The organism is Tabrizicola flagellatus, from assembly GCF_046295235.1.
Lineage (GTDB): Bacteria > Pseudomonadota > Alphaproteobacteria > Rhodobacterales > Rhodobacteraceae > Tabrizicola > Tabrizicola flagellata_A.
Window position 1 is genome coordinate 61,263 of the sequence record NZ_JBKBLV010000007.1, and the last position, 22,021, is coordinate 83,283.

At 65.5% G+C, this 22,021-nt stretch carries 25 protein-coding genes; 19 read left to right on the forward strand and 6 right to left on the reverse strand.

Annotation, left to right across the window (positions count from 1 at the left end; genetic code table 11):
* Positions 1–45: 45 nt before the first annotated feature.
* From ACK4IU_RS04365 to ACK4IU_RS04455, 19 genes are all read left to right on the forward strand, one after another.
* Positions 46–1,221, forward strand: a complete 1,176-nt coding sequence (locus ACK4IU_RS04365; RefSeq protein ID WP_409732030.1) for a phage portal protein — start codon at positions 46–48, stop codon at positions 1,219–1,221.
* Positions 1,218–1,463: a hypothetical protein gene (locus ACK4IU_RS04370; protein ID WP_409732032.1), complete on the forward strand. Its 246-nt coding sequence runs from the start codon at positions 1,218–1,220 to the stop codon at positions 1,461–1,463. Before ACK4IU_RS04365 ends, ACK4IU_RS04370 begins: the two co-directional genes overlap by 4 nt.
* A gap of 4 nt (positions 1,464–1,467) precedes the next feature.
* On the forward strand, positions 1,468–2,019 hold the full coding sequence (locus ACK4IU_RS04375) for an HK97 family phage prohead protease (protein ID WP_409732034.1): 552 nt from the start codon (positions 1,468–1,470) through the stop codon (positions 2,017–2,019).
* 35 nt (positions 2,020–2,054) lie between these two features.
* The gene (locus tag ACK4IU_RS04380; RefSeq protein WP_409732036.1) at positions 2,055–3,266 is read left to right on the forward strand and encodes a phage major capsid protein; all 1,212 of its coding nucleotides are present in this window, start codon (positions 2,055–2,057) and stop codon (positions 3,264–3,266) included.
* A 76-nt stretch (positions 3,267–3,342) separates the two neighbouring features.
* Positions 3,343–3,939 (forward strand): head-tail connector protein, encoded by a 597-nt coding sequence (locus ACK4IU_RS04385; protein WP_409732038.1) that lies wholly within the window; start codon positions 3,343–3,345, stop codon positions 3,937–3,939.
* Positions 3,936–4,274 (forward strand): head-tail adaptor protein, encoded by a 339-nt coding sequence (locus ACK4IU_RS04390; RefSeq protein WP_409732040.1) that lies wholly within the window; start codon positions 3,936–3,938, stop codon positions 4,272–4,274. The genes ACK4IU_RS04385 and ACK4IU_RS04390 overlap by 4 nt, the downstream gene beginning before the upstream one ends.
* Positions 4,271–4,666, forward strand: a complete 396-nt coding sequence (locus ACK4IU_RS04395; RefSeq protein ID WP_409732042.1) for a DUF3168 domain-containing protein — start codon at positions 4,271–4,273, stop codon at positions 4,664–4,666. Before ACK4IU_RS04390 ends, ACK4IU_RS04395 begins: the two co-directional genes overlap by 4 nt.
* A gap of 31 nt (positions 4,667–4,697) precedes the next feature.
* Positions 4,698–5,111, forward strand: coding sequence for a phage major tail protein, TP901-1 family (locus ACK4IU_RS04400; RefSeq protein WP_409732044.1), 414 nt, complete (start codon positions 4,698–4,700; stop codon positions 5,109–5,111).
* Position 5,112: 1 nt separating this feature from the next.
* A complete protein-coding gene (locus tag ACK4IU_RS04405; protein ID WP_409732046.1) occupies positions 5,113–5,433 on the forward strand; it encodes a gene transfer agent family protein in 321 nt (106 codons plus the stop codon).
* Positions 5,430–5,681, forward strand: a complete 252-nt coding sequence (locus tag ACK4IU_RS04410) for a rcc01693 family protein (RefSeq protein ID WP_409732048.1) — start codon at positions 5,430–5,432, stop codon at positions 5,679–5,681. Before ACK4IU_RS04405 ends, ACK4IU_RS04410 begins: the two co-directional genes overlap by 4 nt.
* The gene (locus ACK4IU_RS04415) at positions 5,638–6,288 is read left to right on the forward strand and encodes a phage tail tape measure protein (protein WP_409732050.1); all 651 of its coding nucleotides are present in this window, start codon (positions 5,638–5,640) and stop codon (positions 6,286–6,288) included. The genes ACK4IU_RS04410 and ACK4IU_RS04415 overlap by 44 nt, the downstream gene beginning before the upstream one ends.
* 9 nt (positions 6,289–6,297) lie before the next feature.
* Entirely contained in the window at positions 6,298–6,930 is a 633-nt protein-coding gene (locus ACK4IU_RS04420; RefSeq protein ID WP_409732052.1) for a TIGR02217 family protein, read from the forward strand.
* Complete coding sequence (locus tag ACK4IU_RS04425) at positions 6,927–7,823, forward strand: DUF2163 domain-containing protein (RefSeq protein ID WP_409732054.1); 897 nt, start codon at positions 6,927–6,929, stop codon at positions 7,821–7,823. Before ACK4IU_RS04420 ends, ACK4IU_RS04425 begins: the two co-directional genes overlap by 4 nt.
* Positions 7,820–8,263, forward strand: coding sequence for an NlpC/P60 family protein (locus tag ACK4IU_RS04430; RefSeq protein ID WP_409732056.1), 444 nt, complete (start codon positions 7,820–7,822; stop codon positions 8,261–8,263). Before ACK4IU_RS04425 ends, ACK4IU_RS04430 begins: the two co-directional genes overlap by 4 nt.
* Positions 8,264–12,145, forward strand: coding sequence for a glycoside hydrolase/phage tail family protein (locus ACK4IU_RS04435; RefSeq protein WP_409732058.1), 3,882 nt, complete (start codon positions 8,264–8,266; stop codon positions 12,143–12,145).
* 198 nt (positions 12,146–12,343) lie between these two features.
* A complete protein-coding gene (gene cysE, locus ACK4IU_RS04440) occupies positions 12,344–13,150 on the forward strand; it encodes a serine O-acetyltransferase (protein WP_149589910.1) in 807 nt (268 codons plus the stop codon).
* A gap of 10 nt (positions 13,151–13,160) precedes the next feature.
* The gene (locus ACK4IU_RS04445) at positions 13,161–13,802 is read left to right on the forward strand and encodes a lysophospholipid acyltransferase family protein (protein ID WP_409732060.1); all 642 of its coding nucleotides are present in this window, start codon (positions 13,161–13,163) and stop codon (positions 13,800–13,802) included.
* Positions 13,799–14,743 (forward strand): phosphatidate cytidylyltransferase, encoded by a 945-nt coding sequence (locus ACK4IU_RS04450; protein WP_409732062.1) that lies wholly within the window; start codon positions 13,799–13,801, stop codon positions 14,741–14,743. Before ACK4IU_RS04445 ends, ACK4IU_RS04450 begins: the two co-directional genes overlap by 4 nt.
* A complete protein-coding gene (locus ACK4IU_RS04455; protein ID WP_409732064.1) occupies positions 14,740–15,378 on the forward strand; it encodes a CDP-alcohol phosphatidyltransferase family protein in 639 nt (212 codons plus the stop codon). The genes ACK4IU_RS04450 and ACK4IU_RS04455 overlap by 4 nt, the downstream gene beginning before the upstream one ends.
* Before the next feature lie 89 nt (positions 15,379–15,467).
* On the opposite strand, the gene ACK4IU_RS04460 is transcribed toward ACK4IU_RS04455, so the two are convergent.
* From ACK4IU_RS04460 to ACK4IU_RS04485, 6 genes are all read right to left on the reverse strand, one after another.
* Positions 15,468–16,796, reverse strand: coding sequence for a pyruvate dehydrogenase complex dihydrolipoamide acetyltransferase (locus ACK4IU_RS04460; protein WP_409732066.1), 1,329 nt, complete (start codon positions 16,794–16,796; stop codon positions 15,468–15,470).
* A 10-nt stretch (positions 16,797–16,806) separates the two neighbouring features.
* Positions 16,807–18,183: a pyruvate dehydrogenase complex E1 component subunit beta gene (locus ACK4IU_RS04465; RefSeq protein ID WP_409732068.1), complete on the reverse strand. Its 1,377-nt coding sequence runs from the start codon at positions 18,181–18,183 to the stop codon at positions 16,807–16,809.
* Between the two features lie 13 nt (positions 18,184–18,196).
* The gene (pdhA, locus tag ACK4IU_RS04470; protein ID WP_409732070.1) at positions 18,197–19,183 is read right to left on the reverse strand and encodes a pyruvate dehydrogenase (acetyl-transferring) E1 component subunit alpha; all 987 of its coding nucleotides are present in this window, start codon (positions 19,181–19,183) and stop codon (positions 18,197–18,199) included.
* 159 nt (positions 19,184–19,342) lie between these two features.
* Positions 19,343–19,645 (reverse strand): FtsB family cell division protein, encoded by a 303-nt coding sequence (locus tag ACK4IU_RS04475; protein WP_409732072.1) that lies wholly within the window; start codon positions 19,643–19,645, stop codon positions 19,343–19,345.
* A gap of 151 nt (positions 19,646–19,796) precedes the next feature.
* A complete protein-coding gene (locus ACK4IU_RS04480) occupies positions 19,797–20,681 on the reverse strand; it encodes a fructose bisphosphate aldolase (protein ID WP_409732074.1) in 885 nt (294 codons plus the stop codon).
* 49 nt (positions 20,682–20,730) lie between these two features.
* Positions 20,731–21,921: a phosphoglycerate kinase gene (locus ACK4IU_RS04485; protein ID WP_409732076.1), complete on the reverse strand. Its 1,191-nt coding sequence runs from the start codon at positions 21,919–21,921 to the stop codon at positions 20,731–20,733.
* Positions 21,922–22,021: the final 100 nt, after the last annotated feature.

Sequence of the window (22,021 nt, forward strand, 5' to 3'; positions counted from 1 at the left end):
GCCCGGGTCAGTCGGGCACGGTCCCGGGGCATGAAGGAGCACGAGATGTTCGATTTTCTGCGGAAGGCGCCGGTAGAGGCGGTTCCGGAACGCAAGGCAAGTGCCGTGGGTCGGGTGATCGCCTGGGGCAATGCGGGCCGCGTGGCCTGGAGCCCGCGGGATACCGCCAGCCTGACGCGGACGGGCTTTCAGGGCAACCCGGTGGGCTTTCGCGTCGTGCGGCTGATCGCCGAGGCGGCGGCGGCGCTGCCGCTGGTCTGCCAGACGACGGAGCAGCGGTTCGATACGCATCCAGTGCTGGAACTGATCTCGCGGCCCAATGGCGCGCAGGGCAGGGCGGAGTTCCTGGAAGCGGTCTATGGCTATCTGCTCCTGTCCGGGAACGCCTATGTCGAGGCGGTGCCGGGGGCCGGCGCGGTCCCGGGCGAGCTGCATGTGCTGCGGTCGGACCGGATGAACCTGGTCCCCGGCGCGGATGGCTGGCCGGTGGCCTACGACTATACGGTCAGCGGGCGGACGCATCGCTATGACGTGACCGGCGAGATGAGCCCGATCTGCCATCTGAAGACCTTCCACCCGCAGGACGACCATTACGGCTTTTCGCCGATGCAGGCGGCAGCGGTGGCGGTGGATGTGCATAACAGCGCGTCCAGCTGGTCCAAGGCGCTGTTGGACAACGCGGCGCGGCCCTCGGGGGCAATCGTCTACAAGGGCGCGGACGGAGCGGCGAGCCTGTCGCAGGAGCAGTACGACCGGCTGGTGTCAGAAATGGAGGCGCACCACCAAGGGGCGCGGAATGCCGGGCGGCCGATGCTGCTGGAGGGGGGGCTCGACTGGAAGCCGATGGGCTTCAGCCCCAGCGACATGGAGTTCCAGAAGACCAAGGAAGCCGCAGCGCGGGAGATCGCGATTGCCTTCGGGGTGCCGCCGATGCTGCTGGGGATCCCCGGGGATGCGACCTATTCGAATTACCAGGAGGCGAACCGGGCTTTCTACCGGCTGACCGTGCTGCCGCTGGCGACGAAGGTCATGGCGGACCTGGCGCACTGGCTTTCGGGCTTCGCCGGGGAAGCGGTGGATCTGAAGCCTGACCTCGATCACGTCCCGGCCCTGGCCAGCGAGCGGGACCAGCTTTGGTCGCGGGTGGCTGCGGCCGATTTCCTGACGGTGGCGGAGAAGCGGATGCTGCTGGGTCTGCCGAAGCTGGCGGAGGAGGAATGACGACGCGGCGGGGCGAGGGCGGCTCGCGGTTTGTCTACGACAGCTTCGATGCCGCGGCAGCGCGGATCGAGGCGAACGAAAGGGTCGCGAATGAACGCTGGGCGGGGCTGGAGTATCGGCTGGGGCTGATCGAGGCGACGCTGGAGCGGCTGGAGAAACGGATCTGGGTCGGCGTCTACGGTGTGGCGGCGTTCCTGTTGGCGCAGATGGCCGAGACGGTCATCAGGGCAGCGATGAGGTGAGGCGATGACGGAATTCGGGGCTCCTGAACGGAAGTTCCAGCAGGCCGAGGCGGGCCTGGTGGTGACCGAGGGCCATGTGGTCGAGGGCTATGCCTCGCTGTTCGGCAAGACCGACCAGGGCGGCGATATCGTGCAGAAGGGTGCCTATGCGGCGAGCCTCAAGCGGCTGGCGGCCAAGGGAGGGCGGGTCAAGATGCTGTGGCAGCATGACCCCGGCCAACCCATCGGCGTCTGGGACGAGGTGCGCGAGGATGCCACGGGCCTATGGGTCAAGGGGCGCATCCTGACCGAGGTGGAGAAGGGCCGCGAAGTGGCGGCGCTGGTCCAGGCGGGGGCGATCGACGGGCTGTCCATCGGCTACCGGACAGTAAAGGCGGAACGCGACGGCAAGGGCAAGCGCCTGTTGTCGGAGCTGGAGCTCTGGGAGGTCTCGCTGGTGACCTTCCCGATGCTTCCCGAGGCGCGGGTCGCGGCCAAGGCGAGCGCCTCGGACGACGACTGGCGCGACATGGCGGCGGTCTTCGAGGACGCGCGCCGCAGTCTGGCCGGGCGATAGCGCGGGCCGTCCCAACTGAAGAGAAGGATGATGAGATGACCGAGACGAAGGCTCGGGCCGGGGAAGGTTTGTCCCAGGCCCAGACTCTGACCAACCAGTCTCCGGCCGCCGAGGCGAAGGCGGCCATGACCGGGTTCCTGAACGAATTCAACCGCTTTCAGGACGAAGTGAAATCCACGCTGAAACATCAGGAAGAGCGACTGACCATGCTGAACGCAAAGACGATGTCCTATGGCCGCCCGGCGCTTTCGCACCGCGCGGAAACGGAGGCCCCGCATCAGAAGGCGTTCAACGCCTATCTGCGCACGGGCGACGATGACGGCCTGCGCGGCCTGACCCTGGAAGGCAAGGCGATGTCCACCGCCGTGGCCGCCGATGGTGGCTATCTGATCGATCCGCAGACGGCCGACCGCATCCGGTCAATGCTGTTCGCGACCTCGTCGCTGCGGTCGATCGCCAATGTCGTGCAGGTCGAGGCCTCGTCCTTCGACGTGATCGTGGATCGATCGGAAGTCGGTTCGGGCTGGGCCACGGAAGCGGCAGCGACCACCGAGACCGCGACCCCGATCATCGAGCGCATCTCGATCAAGCTGCACGAGCTGGCGGCGATGCCGAAGGCCAGCCAGCGCCTGCTGGACGACAGCGCCTTTGACGTGGAAGGCTGGCTGGCCGAGAAGATCGCCACCCGCTTCATCCGCGCCGAAGCGGCGGCCTTCATCAACGGCGACGGTGTCGACAAGCCGAAGGGTATCCTGCTGCCGACCAAGGTGGCGAACGCGTCCTGGACCTGGGGCCAGATCGGCTATATCCCGACCGGCGCGGCGGCGGATTTCGCGGCGACGAACTCGGTCGACTGCATCGTGAACCTGGTCTACGCGCTGGGCGCCGACTACCGGGCCAATGCGACCTTCGTGATGAACTCGAAGACCGTGGGCGCGGTGCGCAAGATGAAGGACGCCGATGGCCGCTTCATGTGGTCGGATGGCCTTGCGGCGAACGAGCCTGCGCGTCTGATGGGCTATCCGGTGCTGGTGTCGGAAGACATGCCGGACGTGGGGGCGAACACCTATCCCATCGCCTTCGGCGACTTCCGCGCGGCCTACACCATCGCGGAACGCCCGGACCTGCGCATCCTGCGCGACCCGTTCTCGGCCAAGCCGAATGTCCTGTTCTACGCCAACAAGCGCGTCGGCGGCGACATCACCGACTACTCGGCGATCAAGCTGCTGAAGGTCGCGGTTTCCTGACGAGCCTGGCCCGGTCCCCATCCGGGGGCCGGGCCGCACCTGCCTCAATATCCCGGCCGCTGGCGGAGATCAGATCATGATGTTGACCGAAGAAACTCCGGTGCCGTCGCTGGCGCTGCCGGTGGAAGAGATGAAGGACCATCTGCGGATGGGGTCCGGGTTTGCCGATGACGGGATGCAGGACGGGCTGATCGAGACCTACCTTCGCGCCGCGATTGCGGCGATTGAGGGGCGGATCGGCAAGGTGCTGTTTCAGCGCCGGTTCCTGTGGGTGCTTGAGGGATGGCGCGACGACGAGCAGGCGCTGCCGGTCGCTCCGGTAGCTGGCATCGCGAGCCTGACCTTGGTCGATGCGGAGGGAGGGGAGAGCATCGCCCCGCCGTCGAGCTATCGCCTGGTCAAGGACACGCATCGGCCCCGGCTGGCGGGGAGGGGGACGGCGCTGCCCACGATCCCGACCGACGGTGCGGTGAAAGTCGTTTTCGACGCAGGCTTCGGGGCTGCCTGGACCGACATTCCGGTGGATCTGCGGCAGGCGGTGCTGCTGCTGGCCGGCGAGTATTACGAGCATCGCCATGACGACGGCGCCCAGACTGCCGGATTGCCCTTCGGAGTGGTGACGCTGATCGAACGCTGGCGCACGGTGCGGATCCTCGGCGGGGGCAGGACATGAACGCGCCACACCTGAACCGCGCGCTGGTGCTGGAGGGTGTCGTCAGAACCCCGGACGGCGCGGGCGGCTTCACCGAAGCCTGGACGGTCCTGGGCACGCTCTGGGCGGAGGTCCTGCCCGGTTCCGGCAGCGACACGTTGGGCGAGGAGCGGATGCTGTCGGCGGTGCCCTACCGCATCACAGTGCGGGCCGTCCCGGCAGGGTCTCCGTCACGCCCGAAGGCCGGGCAGCGGTTCCGCGAGGGAATCCGGCTGTTCCTGATCCAGGCGGTGACCGAGCGGGACCAGTTCGGCCGCTACTTGACCTGCTTTGCCCGCGAGGAGGTGCCGAAATGAGCTATGGAGCAGCCCCCGCCTTGCAGACGGCCGTATTCCAGCGGCTGTCGGGCTGGCCCGCGCTGGTCGGAGTTCCGATCCACGACGCGGTGCCGCCGAACGTCACCGGGACCTTCGTGCTGATCGGCCCGGAAGAGACACGCGACCAGTCCGACAAGTCGGGCGCGGGCGCCGAGCATCAGCTGGTCATCAGCGTCATCACCGATGCGACGGGCTTTCTGTCGATCAAGACGATCGCCGCCGACATTTCGGACGCGCTGGTCGGGGCTCCGCTGACTCTGAGCCGCGGCGCGCTGGTCAGCATGTTTTTCCTGCGGGCCTCGGCGCGACGGATCGAAGAGGGCGAAACCCGACGCATCGACCTGACCTTCCGGGCGCGGGTCCAACTCTGACGCCCCTGAACCTTTCTAGTGGAGAGCGAACATGGCTGTGCAAAGCGGCAAGGATCTGCTGATCAAGATCGACCAGACGGGGGACGGCCAGTTCGTCACCATCGCGGGGCTGAGGGCCACGCGGATCAGCTTCAACACGGAGTCGGTGGACGTCACGAGCCTGGAAAGTCAGGGCGGCTGGCGCGAGCTTCTCGCCGGGGCGGGTGTCAAGTCGGCCGTCATATCGGGCTCGGGCGTGTTCCGGGACGAGGCGACCGACGAACGTGCCCGGCAGGTGTTCTTCAATGGCGAGATCCCGGATTTCCAGGTGGTGATCCCGAGCTTCGGCGTGATCGAGGGGCCTTTCCAGATCACCTCGATCGAATATTCGGGCAGCCATAACGACGAGGCCAGCTACGAGATGGCGATGGCCTCGGCCGGCGCCCTGACCTTCACGGCGCTCTGACATGGCGAACCCCTGGGCAGGCGAAGTCGCGATTGTCCTGGATGGGCAACGTCATCTGGCCAAGCTCACGCTGGGAGCCCTGGCCGAGCTGGAAGGGGCACTGGAGGCTGGCTCGCTGCTGGACCTGGTGCAGCGGTTCGAGGAGCGGCGGTTTTCCACACGAGACGTCCTTGCGTTGATCGTGGCGGGGCTGCGCGGCGGCGGTTGGCAGGGCACGGCGGCCGACCTCCTGCGGGTCGAGATCGGCGGCGGTCCGGTCGAGGCGGCACGGGCGGCGGCCGAGTTGCTGGCGCGGGCCTTTGCGCTGCCGGAAGAGCCATGAGCGCCGGCGCGCGCAGGATCGACTGGCGCGGGCTGCTTCAGGCCGGCCTCCACGGGCTGAGGCTGGAGCCTGCGGTGTTCTGGCGTCTGACGCCGGTGGAGTTGCGGATCATGCTGGGGCGGGAAGGTCTGGTCCCGCCCCTGACACGCGCGCGGTTGGCCGAACTGGCCGCCGCGTTCCCGGATGTGAGGAAGGAAGAACGCGATGGCGGATATCGGAACGATGCAGGAGCAGCTCCAGGCGCTTGAGGCGCAGCTGGGGTCATCGGTGTCGATGGTGGCGGCATTCGATGGCGAGCTTGCGCGGATGCGGGAGACGATGACCTTCACCGGCCGCGAGGTGAATACCCTGTCGAGCGGGATCAGTGGCGGCCTGCGGAAAGCCTTCGACGGGCTGGTCTTCGACGGCATGAAGCTGAACGACGCCCTGAAGAGCGTCGCCAGCACCATCTTGGACACGGTGTATACCATTGCGATGAGGCCGGTGACTGGCGCCCTTGGCGGATTCCTCGCGCAGGGCGTGGCTGGCCTGATGGGGGCAGGGATGCCCTTTGCCAAGGGCGGAGCCTTCAGCCAGGGCAAGGTGATGCCCTTTGCCAAGGGAGGGATCGTCGGCGCCCCGACCACATTTCCAATGCGCAGCGGCATCGGACTGATGGGGGAGGCCGGTCCCGAGGCGATCATGCCGCTGGCGCGGGGGCCGGATGGTCGGCTTGGCGTGCAATCCGCCGGCGGACGGGCGGTCAATGTCGTGATGAACATCACGACGCCTGACGTCCAGGGCTTTCAGCGCAGTCAGGCCCAGGTCGCGGCGCAGGTGAACCGGGCGCTGACGCGCGGACAACGGAACCGGTGAGGTAGAGACATGGCCTTTCATGAAATACGCTTTCCAGCGAACCTGAGCTTCGGCTCGGTCGGGGGGCCGGAGCGCCGCACCGAAATCGTCACGCTGGCCAACGGCTTCGAGGAGCGCAACACGCCCTGGCAGCATTCCCGCCGGCGCTACGATGCAGGGGTCGGCCTGCGGTCGCTGAACGATGTCGAGACCCTGATTGCGTTTTTCGAGGCGCGGGCCGGACAGTTGCACGGGTTCCGCTGGAAGGACTGGTCCGACTACAAGTCTTGCGCCCCTCTCTCGACCCCGGCGCCGGACGACCAGCTTGTCGGCATCGGTGACGGCGCGACGACGGTCTTCCGGTTGTCGAAGACCTATGTGTCGGGCCTGCAAAGCTACACGCGACCGCTCCTGAAGCCCGTTGAAGGGACCGTTCTGGTCGCAATCGAGGGCGACCAGAAGATCGAGGGCCTCGAGTTTTCGGTGAATTCTGCTACCGGCGAGGTCACCTTTGCTCTTCCGCCCGACATCGGCACCCGGATCACCGCGGGCTTCGAATTCGACGTGCCCGTTCGTTTCGACACGGACACGATCCAGACTTCGGTTGCGTCGTTTCAGGCGGGTGATGTGCCCACCGTTCCCGTGGTGGAGATCCGGCTATGACGCGGGAAGCCTTGCTGGAGCATCTGGCCGGCGGCACGACGACCGTCTGCCGCGCCTGGACCCTCCGGCGCCGTGACGGCACCATTCTCGGGTTTACCGACCACGACCGCGAAATCGTGGTTGATGGCGTCTTGTGCCGCGCCGATACCGGGATAACGGCCCGGGTGCTGCAACAGACCACCGGCCTGTCGGTCGACAACACCGAAGCCTTCGGCGCGCTGAGTGCCGCTTCGATCTCGGAAGCGGATCTGCTGGCCGGTCGCTTCGACGGGGCAGAGGTTCGCGCCTATCTGGTCAACTGGCAGCACCCGGATGATTTCATCGAGCAGTTCCGCGGCTATCTGGGGGAAATCACCCGGTCCGGTGGTGCCTTCAAGGCTGAACTGCGCGGTCTGAGCGAGCGGCTGAACCGGCCGCACGGCATGGCCTATACGCCGCTCTGCTCTGCCGTGCTGGGCGACAGCAGATGCCGGTTCGACCTGGACCAGCCTGGCTTTACCGTCACCGCAACCGTGGAGAGCGTGCATGACGGCATCGGATTTGTTCTTTCCGGTGTCACCGCGTTCGACGACCACTGGTTCGAGGGCGGACGGTTCGAGGTCCGTTCGGGTGCGGCTTCCGGCCTGGTCGGCGTTGTCAAGAATGACCGGCAGGACAGCACCGGGCGCAGGATCGACATTTGGCAGTCGATTTCGGCCGAAGTCATCACAGGGGACATGGTCACCTTGCGCGCCGGCTGCGACAAGCGGCCTGCGACCTGCCGCCTCAAGTTCTCCAATTTCCTGAATTTCCGAGGTTTTCCGCATATTCCCGGAGAAGACTGGCTGGCTTCCTATCCAGTTCCCGACCGACCTGCCGGCGGGCCCCGCAGCGTTGGCGGGGGTGGCCCATGACCGTCTCGCAGACTGTTCTGGCCGAGGCCAGGCTCTGGATGGGAACACCCTATCAGCATCAGGCAAGCGTCCGCGGCGCCGGAACCGATTGCCTTGGTCTGCTTCGGGGAATCTGGCGAAGACTCTATGGCGAAGAGCCCGAACCGGTCCCTCCCTATACCGAGGATTGGGCGGAGCCGGACCACCGGGAGCTCTTGCTGGCTGCTGCAAGCAGGTGGCTGCGGGCCAAGGATCCTGCAGACGCCGCAGAGGGCGACGTTCTGCTGTTCCGGATGCGGGAGGGGAGCATCGCCAAGCACCTGGGCGTGCAATCCGCTGTCGGGGCGCATCCGAAGTTCATTCACTCTTACACGGGTCACGGCGTGGTCGAAAGTTCGCTTTCCATGCCGTGGCAGCGCCGGATCGTGGCGCGGTTCTGCTTTCCAGAAGGAGCCAGATGAATGGCGACGCTGCTTCTTTCCGCCGCCGGGGCTGCGGTTGGTGCCGGTTTTGGCGGATCCGTCCTTGGACTGTCGGGGGCGGTAATCGGACGGGCGATCGGCGCAACCATCGGCCGTGCAATCGACCAGCGCGTCCTTGGCGTCGGGTCGGAACCGGTCGATGTGGGACGGATCGAGCGGCTGCGCCTGACCGGGGCAGGGGAAGGAGCTCCGATTGGCCGGATCTGGGGAAGGATGCGGGTCGCGGGGCAGGTGATCTGGGCAACCGAATTCGTCGAGACCGTGCGCCGCCGCCGGACGGGGAAGGGGGCTCCGAAGCCCAAGGTGAACGAATACAGCTACTCGGTCAGCCTCGCTATCGGACTGTGCGAGGGCGAGATCCTGCGTGTTGGCCGCATCTGGGCGGACGGGAACGAAATCTCGGCGCTGGACCTGAACATGCGCGTCTATCCGGGAAGCGAAACGCAATTGCCCGATCCGTTGATCGAGGCGGTGGAGGGCGCGGGGCTGGCTCCTGCCTATCGTGGACTGGCCTATGTCGTGATCGAGGGGCTGGAGCTTTCGTCCTATGGCAACCGGGTGCCACAATTCAGTTTCGAAGTGGTCCGGGCCGCGCAGGGGGCTGCCGAGACCCTCGATCAGATCATTCGTGGCGTGGCGCTGATCCCCGGCACCGGGGAATACGGGCTGGCCACGACGCCGGTTCATTATGCCGAAGGTCCCGGGCGCAACCGGAGCGCGAACGTCCATTCGCCTTCGGGCAAGACCGACTTTGCGACCAGCTTCGAGCAACTGAAGCAGGAACTGCCGGCGGCCAATGCCGTATCCCTGGTCGTTTCCTGGTTTGGTGACGACCTGCGATGCGCATCCTGCACCATACGGCCGAAGGTTGAGCAAACCCTGCTGGACGGTGTCGGCATGCCGTGGCGGTCCGGCGGCATTTCGCGCGCGCAGGCACAAGTGGTGCCAAAGGTCGAAGGGGTGTCGATCTATGGTGGGACACCGTCGGATGCATCAGTGATCGAAGCGATCCGCGCGATGCGGACTGCCGGCAAGGATGTCATGTTCTATCCGTTCATCCTGATGGATCAGGTTTCCGGCAATACCCTGCCTGATCCCTGGACGGGTGCCCTGACCCAGCCAGCATTGCCATGGCGGGGAAGAGTGACGCTTTCGACGGCCCCCGGACGCCCCGGATCGCCGGATCGCACGACTGCCGCTGAAGCGGAGGTTGCTGCCTTCTTCGGGACAGCCCTGCCGTCACACTTCACGGTCAACGGCGAGACCGTGATATATTCCGGCCCGAATGAATGGGGCCTTCGTCGGTTCATTCTGCACTACGCGCATCTCTGCGTTGCAGCCGGCGGAGTCGAGTCTTTCTGCATCGGCTCCGAAATGCGTTCGCTGACCCAGATCCGTGGTGCGGGCGATTCCTTCCCTGCCGTCGCGGCGCTTCGTGCGCTTGCGGCAGATGTCAGGTCGATCCTGGGACCCGGGGTCAAGATCAGCTATGCGGCAGACTGGTCAGAGTACTTCGGCTATCATGCCGACGGCAGCGTCTACTTCCATCTTGACCCGCTTTGGGCCGACCCGAACATCGATTTCATCGGCATCGACAATTACATGCCCATGTCGGATTGGCGTGATGGCGAAGATCATGCGGATGCAGATTTCGGATCGATCTACAATCCGCTCTACTTGACGGCAAACATTGCCGGCGGAGAGGGGTTCGACTGGTATTACGCCGGCGCAGAGGGGGCGCAGGCCCAGCGCAGGCTGCCGATCAGGGATGACGCATACGGAGAGCCTTGGGTCTTCAGGTACAAGGATATCCGGTCCTGGTGGTCGAACCTTCACCATGATCGGCTGGATGGCGTCCGATCTTCTGTTCCGTCGAGCTGGATTCCCGAAATGAAGCCGATCCGGTTCACGGAATATGGCTGCGCGGCGGTTGACAAGGGCAGCAACCAGCCAAACAAGTTCGTGGACACCAAGTCCTCGGAATCCGGTCTGCCTGCCTGGTCAAACGGGCGGCGGGACGACCTGATCCAGATGCAATATCTGATCGCGATGTCGTCTTTCTGGTCCGATGAGGGCAACAACCCGGTGTCCTCGATCTACGCCGGTCCGATGATCGACACAGAGCATGCCTACGCCTGGGCTTGGGACTCTCGCCCTTTCCCCGAGTTCCCGGGACAGGTCGATGTCTGGAGTGACGGAGCGAACTACACCCGCGGTCACTGGCTGAATGGTAGGGCATCAAACCAGCCGCTTTCGGCGGTCGTAGCCGAAGTCTGCCGGGGCTCAGGCGTCGAGGCAATTGATGTCCGATCGCTCTTTGGGCTGGTACGTGGCTACCAGCAGGCCGATCTAACAACAGGACGAGCAACGCTGCAGCCCTTGATGCTGGCCCTTGGGTTCGATGCTTTCGAGCGCGAGGGTCGCATTGTCTTTCGCAATCGGACCGCCCGGATACAAGCCAAGGTCACGGAGGACGACCTCGCCCTTTCGTCCGACGTGGACGGTCGCATTGAGGCAACGCGGCTTGGGGAATCCGATACCGCAGGCCTGATCCGACTGGGGTATGTGGACGCGCAATCGAGCTACGAAGTCCGTGCCGTCGAGACTCGATACCCCCAGGATGAATCGGCTTCGGTTTCGCAGAGCGACCTGCCCTTGGCCCTGACCAGACTTGAGGCCCTGGGGGTGGTGGAACGCTGGATGGCCGAAGCGCGGGTCGCTCGCGACACTCTTCGCTTTGCCTTGCCGAAATCTCGGCTCGCCCTCGGGGCTGGCGATGTCTTCGGCTATTCGGGGCGCCGGTTCCGGGTCGATCGGGTCGAGCAGGCGGAAGGTCAGATCCTCGAGGCTGTGCGCGTCGAGCCCGGAACATTGCTGCCGTCCAGCCGAGCGGATGAGACGATTTCCGTCCGGCCCTATGTGGCACCTGTGCCGGTCCTTCCTGTGTTCCTGGACTTGCCGCTGCTGACAGGAGAGGAAGTGCCGCACGCCCCGCATGTTGCTGTGGCGGCCCAACCGTGGCCTGGATCGGTCGCCGCCTGGTCCTCGAACGAGGATGCCGGTTATGAGATCAACCGTCTGATCGGTGCGTCGGCTATCGTTGGGGTAACCGAGTCACCCTTGACCGCCCACCGACCAGGTCTGTGGGACTACGGTCCGCCGCTGCGCGTCAGGATTATTGGCGGCGAGCTCTCCTCTGTTTCCGCTACTTCGGTTTTGAATGGGGCAAATGCCTTGGCGATTGGCGACGGTAGCGTCGCCAACTGGGAGATCATCCAGTTCAGGGACGCCCAACTTGTCGCTCCGGACACTTACGAACTCTCATGCCGACTTCGCGGACAACTCGGGACTGACGGAACGGTGCCAGAAGTCTGGCCGGTCGGAAGCACGGTCGTGCTCCTCGACATGGCGGTCGCTCAGATCGACCTGGCAACCTCGGCGAGGGGTCTTGCCAGGTTCTATCGTGTCGGCCTCGCAGCGCGCGGTTACGATGACCCCAACGTGGTCACGCGTGTGGAAGCATTCAGCGGTATTGGCCTGCGACCGTATCCTGTCGCGCATCTGCGGTATTCGGATCAGTCAGGAGACCTCAAGTTTACCTGGAAGCGAAGGACCCGGATCGACGGAGATAGCTGGCAGTCCGCAGAAGTTCCTTTGGGAGAAGAGTTGGAAGCCTACCTCGTGCGGATCACCCTGGGGGCGGCAAACGTTGCCGAGTATGGCGTCAGTTCTCCCGAGTTCACCTATACGTCCACCATGCGGGCTCTGGACGGAGTCACCGGCGCGTTCGACGTCTCGGTCGCCCAGGTGTCGCAGCGTTTCGGCGCAGGACCTTTCCGGAAAATCGGCGTCGCCATGTGACATGGCGCAGCGGCAACGATAATGGTGCCGTGTTTGCCACACTCCGGCCCTCGCAAGGGCTGCCTGGGCCGGAAGCCAACTTCGCGAACCAAGAACTGGCTTGCCGTCATTACCGCCGTTGATCGGTAGTACCACAGAAATGCGTCTCGTCAGTCGTGTCCGATGTGGTATGAAAGTACTACATCGGAGGTTATGGCGATGCTTGAGACCAAGACCAGAGTTACGGCCGTCGATCCCGTTTGGCGCCGCGTCTGCGAAGAAGCGGTAGAAGCCATACGCAACGAGCCGCTGCTCGGTGGTCTCATCCATTCTGGCCTCCTGCACCACTCCTCGATGGAGCGCGCGCTTGCCTACCGCTTTTCCCTCAAGCTCGCCTCGGGAGAGATGAGCGAACAGATCCTGCGGGAGATTGCCGATCAGGCCTATGACAGTGACCCCGAAATTGGCGCGGCGGCGCGTTCGGACCTGATGGCTGTCTACGAACGCGATCCGGCGTGCCACCGGTTCCTCCAGCCGATCCTTTTCTTCAAGGGATATCAGGCTGTTCAAGCCTATCGGATTGGCCACTGGCTCTGGCAGGCCGGGCGTATTGACCTAGCCTACTTTGTCCAGATGCGGGTGTCAGAGGTTTTCGGCGTGGATATCCACCCCGCTGCCCGTGTCGGCAAGGGGATCATGATCGACCATGCCCATTCGATCGTCATCGGCGAAACGGCCGTCGTAGGCGACAATGTCTCGATGCTTCATTCCGTCACTCTGGGCGGCACCGGCAAGGAAGACGGCGACCGGCACCCGAAGATCGGAGACGGCGTTCTGATCGGCGCCGGAGCCAAGGTGCTGGGCAACATCCGCGTCGGTCATTGCTCACGCATTGCTGCAGGGTCCGTTGTTCTTGAGGATGTGCCACACAACACGACTGTTGCCGGCGTGCCGGCACGAGTTGTCGGCAAGGCGGGATGCGCCCAACCTGCGCTGACCATGGACCAGATCCTGAAGTCGGAATGACCAACCTAGCATGATCCCCGTCCTCAAGGCTTTCGCTGCCCGCGTGACGGGGATGGCGATCTCGACCTTCGCGCGATTCATGACCGCCCCGCGCGCCGTGTGGCAGGGGATCGAACCGGCACCGCGTCTGCGTGTGTATTTCGCCAACCATTCCTCGAACGGCGATTTCGTCCTGCTGTGGACTGCCTTGCCGACACCGCTCAGACGGCAGACCCGTCCCGTCGCAGCGCTCGACTACTGGCTCAGCTCACCCCTCCGCGCCTTCATAGGGCGCGAGGTGTTCAACGCCGTTCTCATCGATCGCCGTCCCGAGGCGAGGACCGAGGATCCTGTGGCCCAGATGGTTGCGGCCCTCGATCAGGGATCATCGCTCATCCTCTTCCCCGAAGGCCAGCGCAACAGTTCTGACGCGCCACTTCTTCCCTTCAAGTCCGGGCTTTACCACCTTGCCAAGGCACGGCCCTCCGTCGACCTTGTCCCTGTCTGGATCGCAAACCTGAACCGCGTGATGCCGAAGGGCGAAGTCATCCCCGTGCCTCTTATCTGCACCCTGACCTTCGGCGCACCGCTCCACGTCGAACCCGACGAAACGAAAGAGGCCTTCCTCGTCCGCGCCAGTGAGGCGCTGCTCGCGCTGAAGGGGCCCGCATGACCTCCCCGCACCTCCTGTGGCTCCTCGCCGGCGTCGGCACGATCCTTGTCGTCGCCTCTGTCATCGGCGAGATCCTTCGTGCCCGCCTCTCGCCCGCGGGCGAGAATCCGGTGATCGAGAACCTCAACGCCCGCATCAATGCCTGGTGGGTGATGGTGATCTGCCTCGCGCTGGCGTTCATCGCCGGCAAGCCGGGTGTCGTCCTCCTCTTCGCGCTCTGCTCCTTCGCGGCACTTCGGGAGTTCCTCACCCTCACGACTCACAACCGCGCCGATCACTGGTCACTCCTCGCCTGCTTCTTCCTGATCCTTCCCCTGCAATACTGGTTCCTCGCCACCGACTGGTACGGGATGTATTCGATCTTCATCCCGGTATACGCCTTCCTTCTCCTGCCAGTCGCCTCCGCGCTCCGCGGCTCCACGAAGGATTTCCTGATCCGCGTATCGGAAACCCAGTGGGCGCTTATGATCTGCGTCTATTGCGCCAGCCACGTCCCTGCGCTCCTCTACCTCCAGATCCCCGGATTCGAGGGCCGCAACGTCATCCTCATCGCCTACCTCATCTTCGTTGTGCAGCTTTCCGACGTTCTGCAATACGTCTGGGGCAAGCTGATCGGCCGCACCCGCGTCGCCCCCAATCTCTCGCCATCGAAAACCTGGGAAGGCCTGGTCGGAGGTACCCTCTCCGCCACCGCCATCGGCACAGCGCTCTACTGGATGACCCCGTTCACGCCGCTCCAGGCCGCGGGAATGTGCCTCCTCATTACCCTGATGGGCTTCTTCGGCGGCCTCGTCATGTCAGCGATCAAGCGCGACCGGGGGATCAAGGACTGGGGCCATCTCATCGCAGGCCATGGTGGCTTCCTCGACCGGCTCGACAGCGTGATCTTCGCCGCACCCATCTTCTTCCACGTCACCCGCTGGGCCTGGTCCACCACATGAGCCCCCCGGAACCCTCGGAAAACCGCCGCCCCCTCACCTCGCGCAACTCCGCCTGGGCCGCGCGCCTTGCCTCCTGGGCCGTGGCGCGCGAGATCACGCCGAACCAGATCTCGCAGGCCTCGATGGGCTTCGCCACGGCTGGCTTCTTCCTTTATGCGCTCTCCACCCAGGGCAACGGCTTCGCCCAGTTCCTCTGCCTCCTCCTCGCCGCCGCCACGATTCAGGCACGCCTCGTCTGCAACCTGATCGACGGCATGGTGGCAATCGAGGGCGGCCGTGGCGCCAAGGACGGCCCCTTCTGGAACGAGGCCCCCGACCGCGTCTCCGACGTCCTCTTCCTCGCCGGAGCCGGCCTCGCCGCAGGAAGCCCCGCCTTGGGCCTCCTCGCCGCAGCCCTTGCCATCGCGACCGCCTACATCCGCGAGCTTGGTCGGGCCGAGGGCTTCCCCTCGGACTTCTCCGGCCCCCTCGCCAAGCCGCAGCGCATGGCCGTCCTGACGGCTGGCACCGTCCTCGCGGCCCTCTACGCGACGCATTGGACCCTGACCCTCACCCTCTGGATCATCGTCGCAGGCACCGCCGCTACGGTCCTCCGCCGGTCCTGGACCATCATCGACAAACTGAAGTCCCGATAGAAAAGGGGGACCGAACCCCCCCAATTTCATCTGTCCAGAAATATCCCGCAGGGGGTGTGGGGGACGCGAAGTCCCCCACCTCAACAAGATCACGCCAGCATCACCATCGGGTTTTCCAGCGCCTCGATCACGGCCTTCAGGAACTCTGCCCCCAGGGCCCCGTCGATCACCCGGTGATCCACCGACAGGGTCATCGACATCACCGTCGCCACCCCGATCGTCCCGTCCGCCATCACCACCGGCTTCTTGATCCCCGCGCCCACCGCCAGGATCGACCCATGCGGCGGGTTGATGACCGCGTCGAAGTTCTCGATCCCCATCATCCCAAGGTTCGAGATCGCGAAGGACCCGCCCTGATACTCGTGCGGCGCGAGCTTCTTGGTCTTCGCGCGCGCCGCCAGGTCCTTCATCTCCGCCGACAGGGCCGACAGCGACTTCTTCTCCGCATCGCGCAGGACGGGGGTAAACAGCCCACCCTCCACCGCCACGGCCACCGCCACGTCCGACGGCTTCAGCCGCAGCATACGGTCGCCCGCCCAGACCGCGTTCGCGTTCGGCACCGCCTGCAAGGCCATCGCGCAGGCCTTGATGATGAAGTCGTTCACCGACAGCTTCACCCCGCGCCCCTCAAGCTGCCTGTTCAGCTGCTCGCGGAACGCCATCAGCGCATCCAGCCGCACTTCGCGGCGCAGATAGAAATGCGGGATCGTCTGTTTCGCCTCGGTCAGACGTGCCGCGATGGTGCGGCGCATGCCGTCGAGCGGCATTTCCTCGTAGGCGCGATCCGCATACATCTTCAGCACCGTCTCGGCCGCCATGCCCGTCGGCATCGCCGCAGCCGGAGCAGGGGCAGGGGCAGGGGCTGCCGCCTTCGCGGCCTCGGCCACCGGAGCAGCCTCGGGCTTCGCCGCACCCGGCAGCGCGGCTTCCACATCCGCACGCACGATCCGCCCATGCGGACCCGAACCCTTCAGGGCTGAAAGGTCCAGGCCCCTCTCCTTGGCGATCCGACGCGCCAGCGGCGAGGCGAACACCCGGGCGCCACCCGCCGCCGGGGCAGGGGCCGCGGCAGGTGCAGGTGCCACCGACGAGCCGCCCGACGCGGCGACAGCCGAGGAGGCGGACGAGGAGGCAGCAGCGGAGGCTTTCGGCGCTGCGGCCGCCGAGGCATCCTCCCCTTCCTCCAGCAGCACCGCGATGGGCGTGTTGACCTTCACGCCCGCCGTGCCTTCGGCCACCAGGATACGGCCCACCACACCCTCGTCGACCGCCTCGAACTCCATCGTCGCCTTGTCGGTCTCGATCTCGGCCAGGATCTGGCCCGACTTCACCGCATCGCCTTCCTTCACCAGCCACTTGGCCAGCGTGCCCTCTTCCATCGTCGGGGACAGGGCCGGCATCAGAATTTCGGTCGCCATGGCCTCACCTCTACCTGTAGCAGACGGACTTGACGGCGGTGACAACCTCCGCCGGGGTGATCAGCGCGAACTTTTCCAGGTTCGCGGCATAGGGCATCGGCACGTCCTTGCCCGTGCAGGTCACGACAGGGGCGTCCAGATAGTCGAACGCCCGCTGCATGATCGTCGAGGCAAGGTGGTCGCCGATCGAGCCCACCGGGAAGCCTTCCTCGACCGTGACGCAGCGGTTGGTCTTCATCACCGAAGCCAGCACCGTGTCATAGTCGATGGGGCGCAACGTCCGCAGGTTCACCACCTCGGCGCTGATCCCCTCCTTCGCCAGCTCCTCCGCCGCCGCCAGGGCGTGCGAACAGCCGATCCCGAAGGACACCACCGTCACATCCGTCCCCGGCCGCAGGATACTGGCCTTGCCGAACGGAATGGTGAAATCTCCATCCGTCGGCACCTCGAAGGACCGCCCGTACAGGATCTCGTTCTCCAGGAAGACCACCGGGTTCGGGTCCCGGATCGCGGTCTTCAAGAGACCCTTCGCATCCGCCGCCGAATAGGGCATGCAGACCTTCAGCCCCGGGATCGCCGCATACCAGGCCGCGAAGTCCTGGCTGTGCTGCGCCCCCACCCGCGCCGCCGCGCCATTCGGGCCGCGGAACACCATCGGGCTGCCCATCTGGCCCCCCGACATGTACAGCGTCTTGGCCGCCGAGTTGATGATGTGGTCGATGGCCTGCATCGAGAAGTTGAAGGTCATGAACTCGACGATCGGCTTCAGGCCCCCCCAGGAGGCGCCAACCCCGATCCCGGCAAAGCCCATCTCGGTGATCGGCGTATCGACAACCCGGCGCGCGCCGAACTCGTCCAGGAGGCCCTGCGAAATCTTGTAGGCCCCCTGATACTCGCCGACCTCTTCCCCCATCAGGAAGACCGTCGGATCGGCCCGCATCTCCTCGGCCATCGCCTCGCGCAGCGCCTCGCGCACCGTCATCGTCTTGGTCGGACCTTCGGGCAGGTCGGTATGCGGCCAACCCGCCGCCGCAACCGGGGCAGGGGGCGCAGCCACGGGGGCAGCCGCCACAGTCTTCGGCACTTCAGCAGGTGCCGCCACTGCCGCCGCCGGAGTCGCCTTGGGAGCGTCCGACACGGTTTCCCCGTCCTCGATCAGCACCGCGATCGGCGTGTTCACCTTCACGCCCGCCGTGCCCTCGGCCACCAGGATCTTGCCGACGATCCCTTCGTCGACCGCCTCGAACTCCATCGTCGCCTTGTCGGTCTCGATCTCGGCGATGATCTGGCCGGACTTGACCGTGTCACCCTCCTTGACCAGCCATTTCGCCAGCGTCCCTTCCTCCATGGTCGGGGACAGCGCGGGCATCAGTACTTCGGTTGCCATCTCACATCCCCCCTTACGCGTAGATATCCGTCCAGAGCTCGTCCATCGGCGGCTCCGGGCTGTCCTTGGCGAATTCCGCGCTTTCGTTCACGATCGCCTTGATCTCCTTGTCGATGGCCTTCAGCTCCTCGTCCGAGGCCAGCCCCCCCTGCGTCAGCAGATCGCGCACATGCTCGATGCAGTCCTTCTCGGTCTTGATCTTCTCGACCTCTTCCCGCGTGCGGTATTTCGCGGGGTCCGACATCGAGTGCCCGCGGTAGCGGTAGGTCATCATCTCCAGGATATACGGGCCATTCCCCGCCCGGCAATGCGCCACCGCCTTCTCGCCCGCGGCCTTCACTGCCAGCACGTCCATCCCGTCGACCTGCTCGCCCGGAATGCCATAGGCGAGGCCCCGGCCATACAGCGTGGTGGACTTGGTGGACCGCTTCACGCTCGTCCCCATCGCATACTGGTTGTTCTCGATCACGAAGATCACCGGCAGCGCCCAGAGCTCGGCCATGTTGTAGGTCTCGTAGACCTGCCCCTGGTTCGCCGCGCCGTCGCCGAAATAGGTGAAGGTCACGCTGTCATTGCCAAGATACTTGTCGGCGAAGGCCAGCCCGGCCCCCAGCGGCACCTGCGCGCCGACAATCCCGTGCCCGCCGTAGAAATGTTTCTCTTTCGAGAACATGTGCATCGAGCCGCCCTTGCCCTTGGAATAGCCCCCGATGCGCCCGGTCAGTTCCGCCATCACGCCCTTGGCGTCCATCCCGCAGGCCAGCATGTGCCCGTGGTCGCGGTAGCTGGTGATCCGCTTGTCGCCCGCCTTCGCGGCCGCCTCCAGGCCCACGACCACCGCTTCCTGCCCGATGTACAGGTGGCAGAACCCCCCGATCAGGCCCATGCCGTACAGCTGGCCCGCCTTTTCCTCGAACCGGCGGATCAACAGCATCTCGCGGTAATATTTCAGCAGCTCTTCCTTCGAGACGTTCGGTCTCGCTTCGGGCTTCTTCGCCATCGGGCTCCTCCCAGGCAGTTTGCAGGTGCAGAATATGGTTTAGTATTAAACCATCCATACAGCATCGGTGTTTATTGGGTCAAAGGGAATCTCCCCCGCCGCGCAGGGCTGCGCGGCATGGCACCTATGCGCCCAGGTCAAGGCTGGGAGCGGGCCCCTTCAGCGGATGGCGATCTCGTCGGCGCGCATGTAGCCCAGCACGTCGCGCGCCTGCTGGTCCAGCAGGTCGAGGTCCAGATAGGTGTCCGACAGGCGGTGCGTCAGGTTCTCCATCTCGGCCAGTTCCGCCGAAAGCCGGTCGCGTTCGGCCCGCAGGCCCTCCGCCTCGGCATGGATCGCGACGCGGGCGAACATGCCGTAGTCGCCCTGCACGGCGTTGAAGGTGAAATAGACCCCCAGCGCCGAGACGAAGGCCAGATAGGCCAGTCCCCCAAGTCCCCGTTGCGATTGTGCTGCCGACATGCGCCCTTCTCCGGCCCGTCTCATGCGGGCCTTTGGCGAATCATGACATAAGCCGAATCGCTTGTGAATCCCGAAAACGCGCCGTCCTCAAAGACTTGAACGCAAACGGGGGGCCGCCGGCCCCCCCCGTGCGCGCCGAAGCTGCGGCGTCTCAGGTGATCGAGGCCGCGTAGATCCCGTCCACCGCGCCCTGCAGCACCGCGTCGAACTCGGCATCGGACTGCTGCGCGCTCAGCCCCTCGCTCAGCGCGCGGCTGAAACTCGCGATGATCCCGTGGTTCTGCGCCAGGATCCGGTTCGCCTCGTCCCGGCTATAGCCGCCCGAAAGCGCCACCACCTTCAGCACCTTGGGATGCTTCACCAGCGGCTGATAGAAATCCGGCACCGTGGGCAGCGACAGCTTCAGCATGACCTGGCCGTCCACACCCTCCAGCGCCTTCAGGATCTCCTCCTGCAGGATCGCCTCGGCCTCGGCCTTGTCGGGGATCGAGATGGTGACCTCGGGCTCCAGGATCGGCATCAGCCCGTGGGCGGCCACCTGCCGGCCGATCTCGAACTGCTGCGCGACGATGGCGGCGATGCCCTTGCGGTTGGCCGCATTGATGACCGACCGCTCCTTGGTGCCGAAGATCCCGGCCTTCTTCGCCCGCTCAAGAAGCGCATCCAGCCCCGGGATCGGCTTCATCAGCTGCACGCCGTCGGCTTCCGCCTCCAGCCCCTTGTCGATCTTCAGGAAGGGCACGACCCCGCGCTTTTCCCACAGATAGGTCGCGGTCGGGATGCCGTCGATCTTGCGGTCCATGGTCTGCTCGAACAGGATCGCCCCCACCACCTTGTCGCCGGTGAAGGCGGGCGACTTGATGATCCGCGCCCGCATCGCGTGGATCAGGTCGAACATCTGCTCCTCGCCCGAGTAGTCGCTTTCGGAAATCCCGTACAGCTTCAAGGCCTTGGGGGTCGATCCGCCCGACTGGTCCAGGGCCGCGATGAATCCGCGCCCGTTCCGCACCTGTTCGGTCATCTTCGCGTTGGTCATGTCCGTCTCCCGAATGTCACCGCAGGCATAGCCGGCGCGGCCCCGTCCCTCAACCCATCAGCGCCATCACGCCCGGCAATTCCTTGCCCTCCATCCATTCCAGGAAGGCGCCCCCGGCGGTGGAGATGAAGGTGAAATCCTCCGCCGCCCCCGCCGCGTTCAGCGCGGCCACCGTATCGCCGCCGCCCGCGACCGAGATCAGCTTGCCGGCCTTGGTCAGCCGCGCCACCGCCTGCGCGGCCGCATTGGTCGCGGCATCGAAGGGCTCGATCTCGAAGGCCCCCAGCGGCCCGTTCCAGATCAGCGTCTTGGCCTCGGCAAAGACCTGCTCCAGCCGCCGAACCGTCTCGGGCCCGGCATCCAGGATCATCGCGTCGGGCGGGCAATGGTGAACGCCCACCGTCTGGCTCTCCGCCCCGGCCTTGAACTCGCGCGCCACCACCACATCGACGGGCAGATGGATCTGGCACCCCGCGTTCTGCGCCCGGTGCCGGATCTCGCGCGCGGTCTCGGCCATCTCGCGCTCGGCCAGCGACCGGCCGACCTCGATCCCCTCGGCCACGAGGAAGGTGTTCGCCATCCCCCCGCCGATCACCAGGTGATCGACCTTGGTGACCAGGTTCGCCAGCAACTCGATCTTGGTCGAGACCTTGGCACCCCCGACCACCGCCACCACCGGCCGCTCGGGCGACCCCAGCGCCGCCTCCAGCGCTTTCAGCTCCGCTTCCATCAGCCGGCCCGCCGCCGCCGGCAACAGCCGCGCCAGCCCCTCGGTCGAGGCATGCGCCCGGTGCGCGGCGGAAAAGGCGTCGTTCACATAGACCTGGCCCAGTTTCGCCATCTCGGCGGCAAGCGCGGGATCGTTCTTCTCCTCGCCCGGATGGAAGCGGGTATTCTCCAGAAGCACGACCTCGCCCGGCACGGCCTTGGCGATGGCCTCTGCGGCAGGTGCGCCGACGCAATCAGTCCCGAAGACCACCTTCCGCCCCAGCGATCCGGCCAGCGCCTCGACGACATGGGACAGGCTCATCTCGGGCACCACCTTGCCCTTCGGCCGGTCGAAATGCGCCAGCAGCACCACCTTGCCGCCCTTGGCCATGATGTCGTCCACCGTGGGCCGGATCTTGTCGATCCGGGTCATGTCGGTGACACGACCGGCCTCCATCGGCACGTTGATGTCCACCCGCACCAGCACCACCTTGCCGTCAAGGTCCATCTCGTCCAGCGTTTTCCAGGGCATCGTGTCATCCTCCGTGAAAGCCTGCCTGCACATGCCCCCGATATCACGCGCCCGTCAACCGCTTGCGACGCTTTGCGCTTCCCTTGGCCGGATGCCGCCG

Coding starts and splice junctions, on each gene's coding strand:
- ACK4IU_RS04395 (WP_409732042.1), top strand. CDS start 4,271: ATGAGCTATGGAGCAGCCCCCGCCTTGCAGACGGCCGTATTCCAGCGG.
- ACK4IU_RS04365 (WP_409732030.1), top strand. CDS start 46: ATGTTCGATTTTCTGCGGAAGGCGCCGGTAGAGGCGGTTCCGGAACGC.
- ACK4IU_RS04425 (WP_409732054.1), top strand. CDS start 6,927: ATGACGCGGGAAGCCTTGCTGGAGCATCTGGCCGGCGGCACGACGACC.
- ACK4IU_RS04415 (WP_409732050.1), top strand. CDS start 5,638: ATGGCGGATATCGGAACGATGCAGGAGCAGCTCCAGGCGCTTGAGGCG.
- ACK4IU_RS04455 (WP_409732064.1), top strand. CDS start 14,740: ATGAGCCCCCCGGAACCCTCGGAAAACCGCCGCCCCCTCACCTCGCGC.
- ACK4IU_RS04485 (WP_409732076.1), bottom strand. CDS start 21,921: ATGCCCTGGAAAACGCTGGACGAGATGGACCTTGACGGCAAGGTGGTG.
- ACK4IU_RS04480 (WP_409732074.1), bottom strand. CDS start 20,681: ATGACCAACGCGAAGATGACCGAACAGGTGCGGAACGGGCGCGGATTC.
- pdhA (WP_409732070.1), bottom strand. CDS start 19,183: ATGGCGAAGAAGCCCGAAGCGAGACCGAACGTCTCGAAGGAAGAGCTG.
- ACK4IU_RS04405 (WP_409732046.1), top strand. CDS start 5,113: ATGGCGAACCCCTGGGCAGGCGAAGTCGCGATTGTCCTGGATGGGCAA.
- ACK4IU_RS04450 (WP_409732062.1), top strand. CDS start 13,799: ATGACCTCCCCGCACCTCCTGTGGCTCCTCGCCGGCGTCGGCACGATC.
- ACK4IU_RS04420 (WP_409732052.1), top strand. CDS start 6,298: ATGGCCTTTCATGAAATACGCTTTCCAGCGAACCTGAGCTTCGGCTCG.
- ACK4IU_RS04370 (WP_409732032.1), top strand. CDS start 1,218: ATGACGACGCGGCGGGGCGAGGGCGGCTCGCGGTTTGTCTACGACAGC.
- ACK4IU_RS04435 (WP_409732058.1), top strand. CDS start 8,264: ATGGCGACGCTGCTTCTTTCCGCCGCCGGGGCTGCGGTTGGTGCCGGT.
- ACK4IU_RS04390 (WP_409732040.1), top strand. CDS start 3,936: ATGAACGCGCCACACCTGAACCGCGCGCTGGTGCTGGAGGGTGTCGTC.
- ACK4IU_RS04430 (WP_409732056.1), top strand. CDS start 7,820: ATGACCGTCTCGCAGACTGTTCTGGCCGAGGCCAGGCTCTGGATGGGA.
- ACK4IU_RS04445 (WP_409732060.1), top strand. CDS start 13,161: ATGATCCCCGTCCTCAAGGCTTTCGCTGCCCGCGTGACGGGGATGGCG.
- ACK4IU_RS04385 (WP_409732038.1), top strand. CDS start 3,343: ATGATGTTGACCGAAGAAACTCCGGTGCCGTCGCTGGCGCTGCCGGTG.
- ACK4IU_RS04400 (WP_409732044.1), top strand. CDS start 4,698: ATGGCTGTGCAAAGCGGCAAGGATCTGCTGATCAAGATCGACCAGACG.
- ACK4IU_RS04380 (WP_409732036.1), top strand. CDS start 2,055: ATGACCGAGACGAAGGCTCGGGCCGGGGAAGGTTTGTCCCAGGCCCAG.
- cysE (WP_149589910.1), top strand. CDS start 12,344: ATGCTTGAGACCAAGACCAGAGTTACGGCCGTCGATCCCGTTTGGCGC.
- ACK4IU_RS04475 (WP_409732072.1), bottom strand. CDS start 19,645: ATGTCGGCAGCACAATCGCAACGGGGACTTGGGGGACTGGCCTATCTG.
- ACK4IU_RS04410 (WP_409732048.1), top strand. CDS start 5,430: ATGAGCGCCGGCGCGCGCAGGATCGACTGGCGCGGGCTGCTTCAGGCC.
- ACK4IU_RS04375 (WP_409732034.1), top strand. CDS start 1,468: ATGACGGAATTCGGGGCTCCTGAACGGAAGTTCCAGCAGGCCGAGGCG.
- ACK4IU_RS04460 (WP_409732066.1), bottom strand. CDS start 16,796: ATGGCGACCGAAATTCTGATGCCGGCCCTGTCCCCGACGATGGAAGAG.
- ACK4IU_RS04465 (WP_409732068.1), bottom strand. CDS start 18,183: ATGGCAACCGAAGTACTGATGCCCGCGCTGTCCCCGACCATGGAGGAA.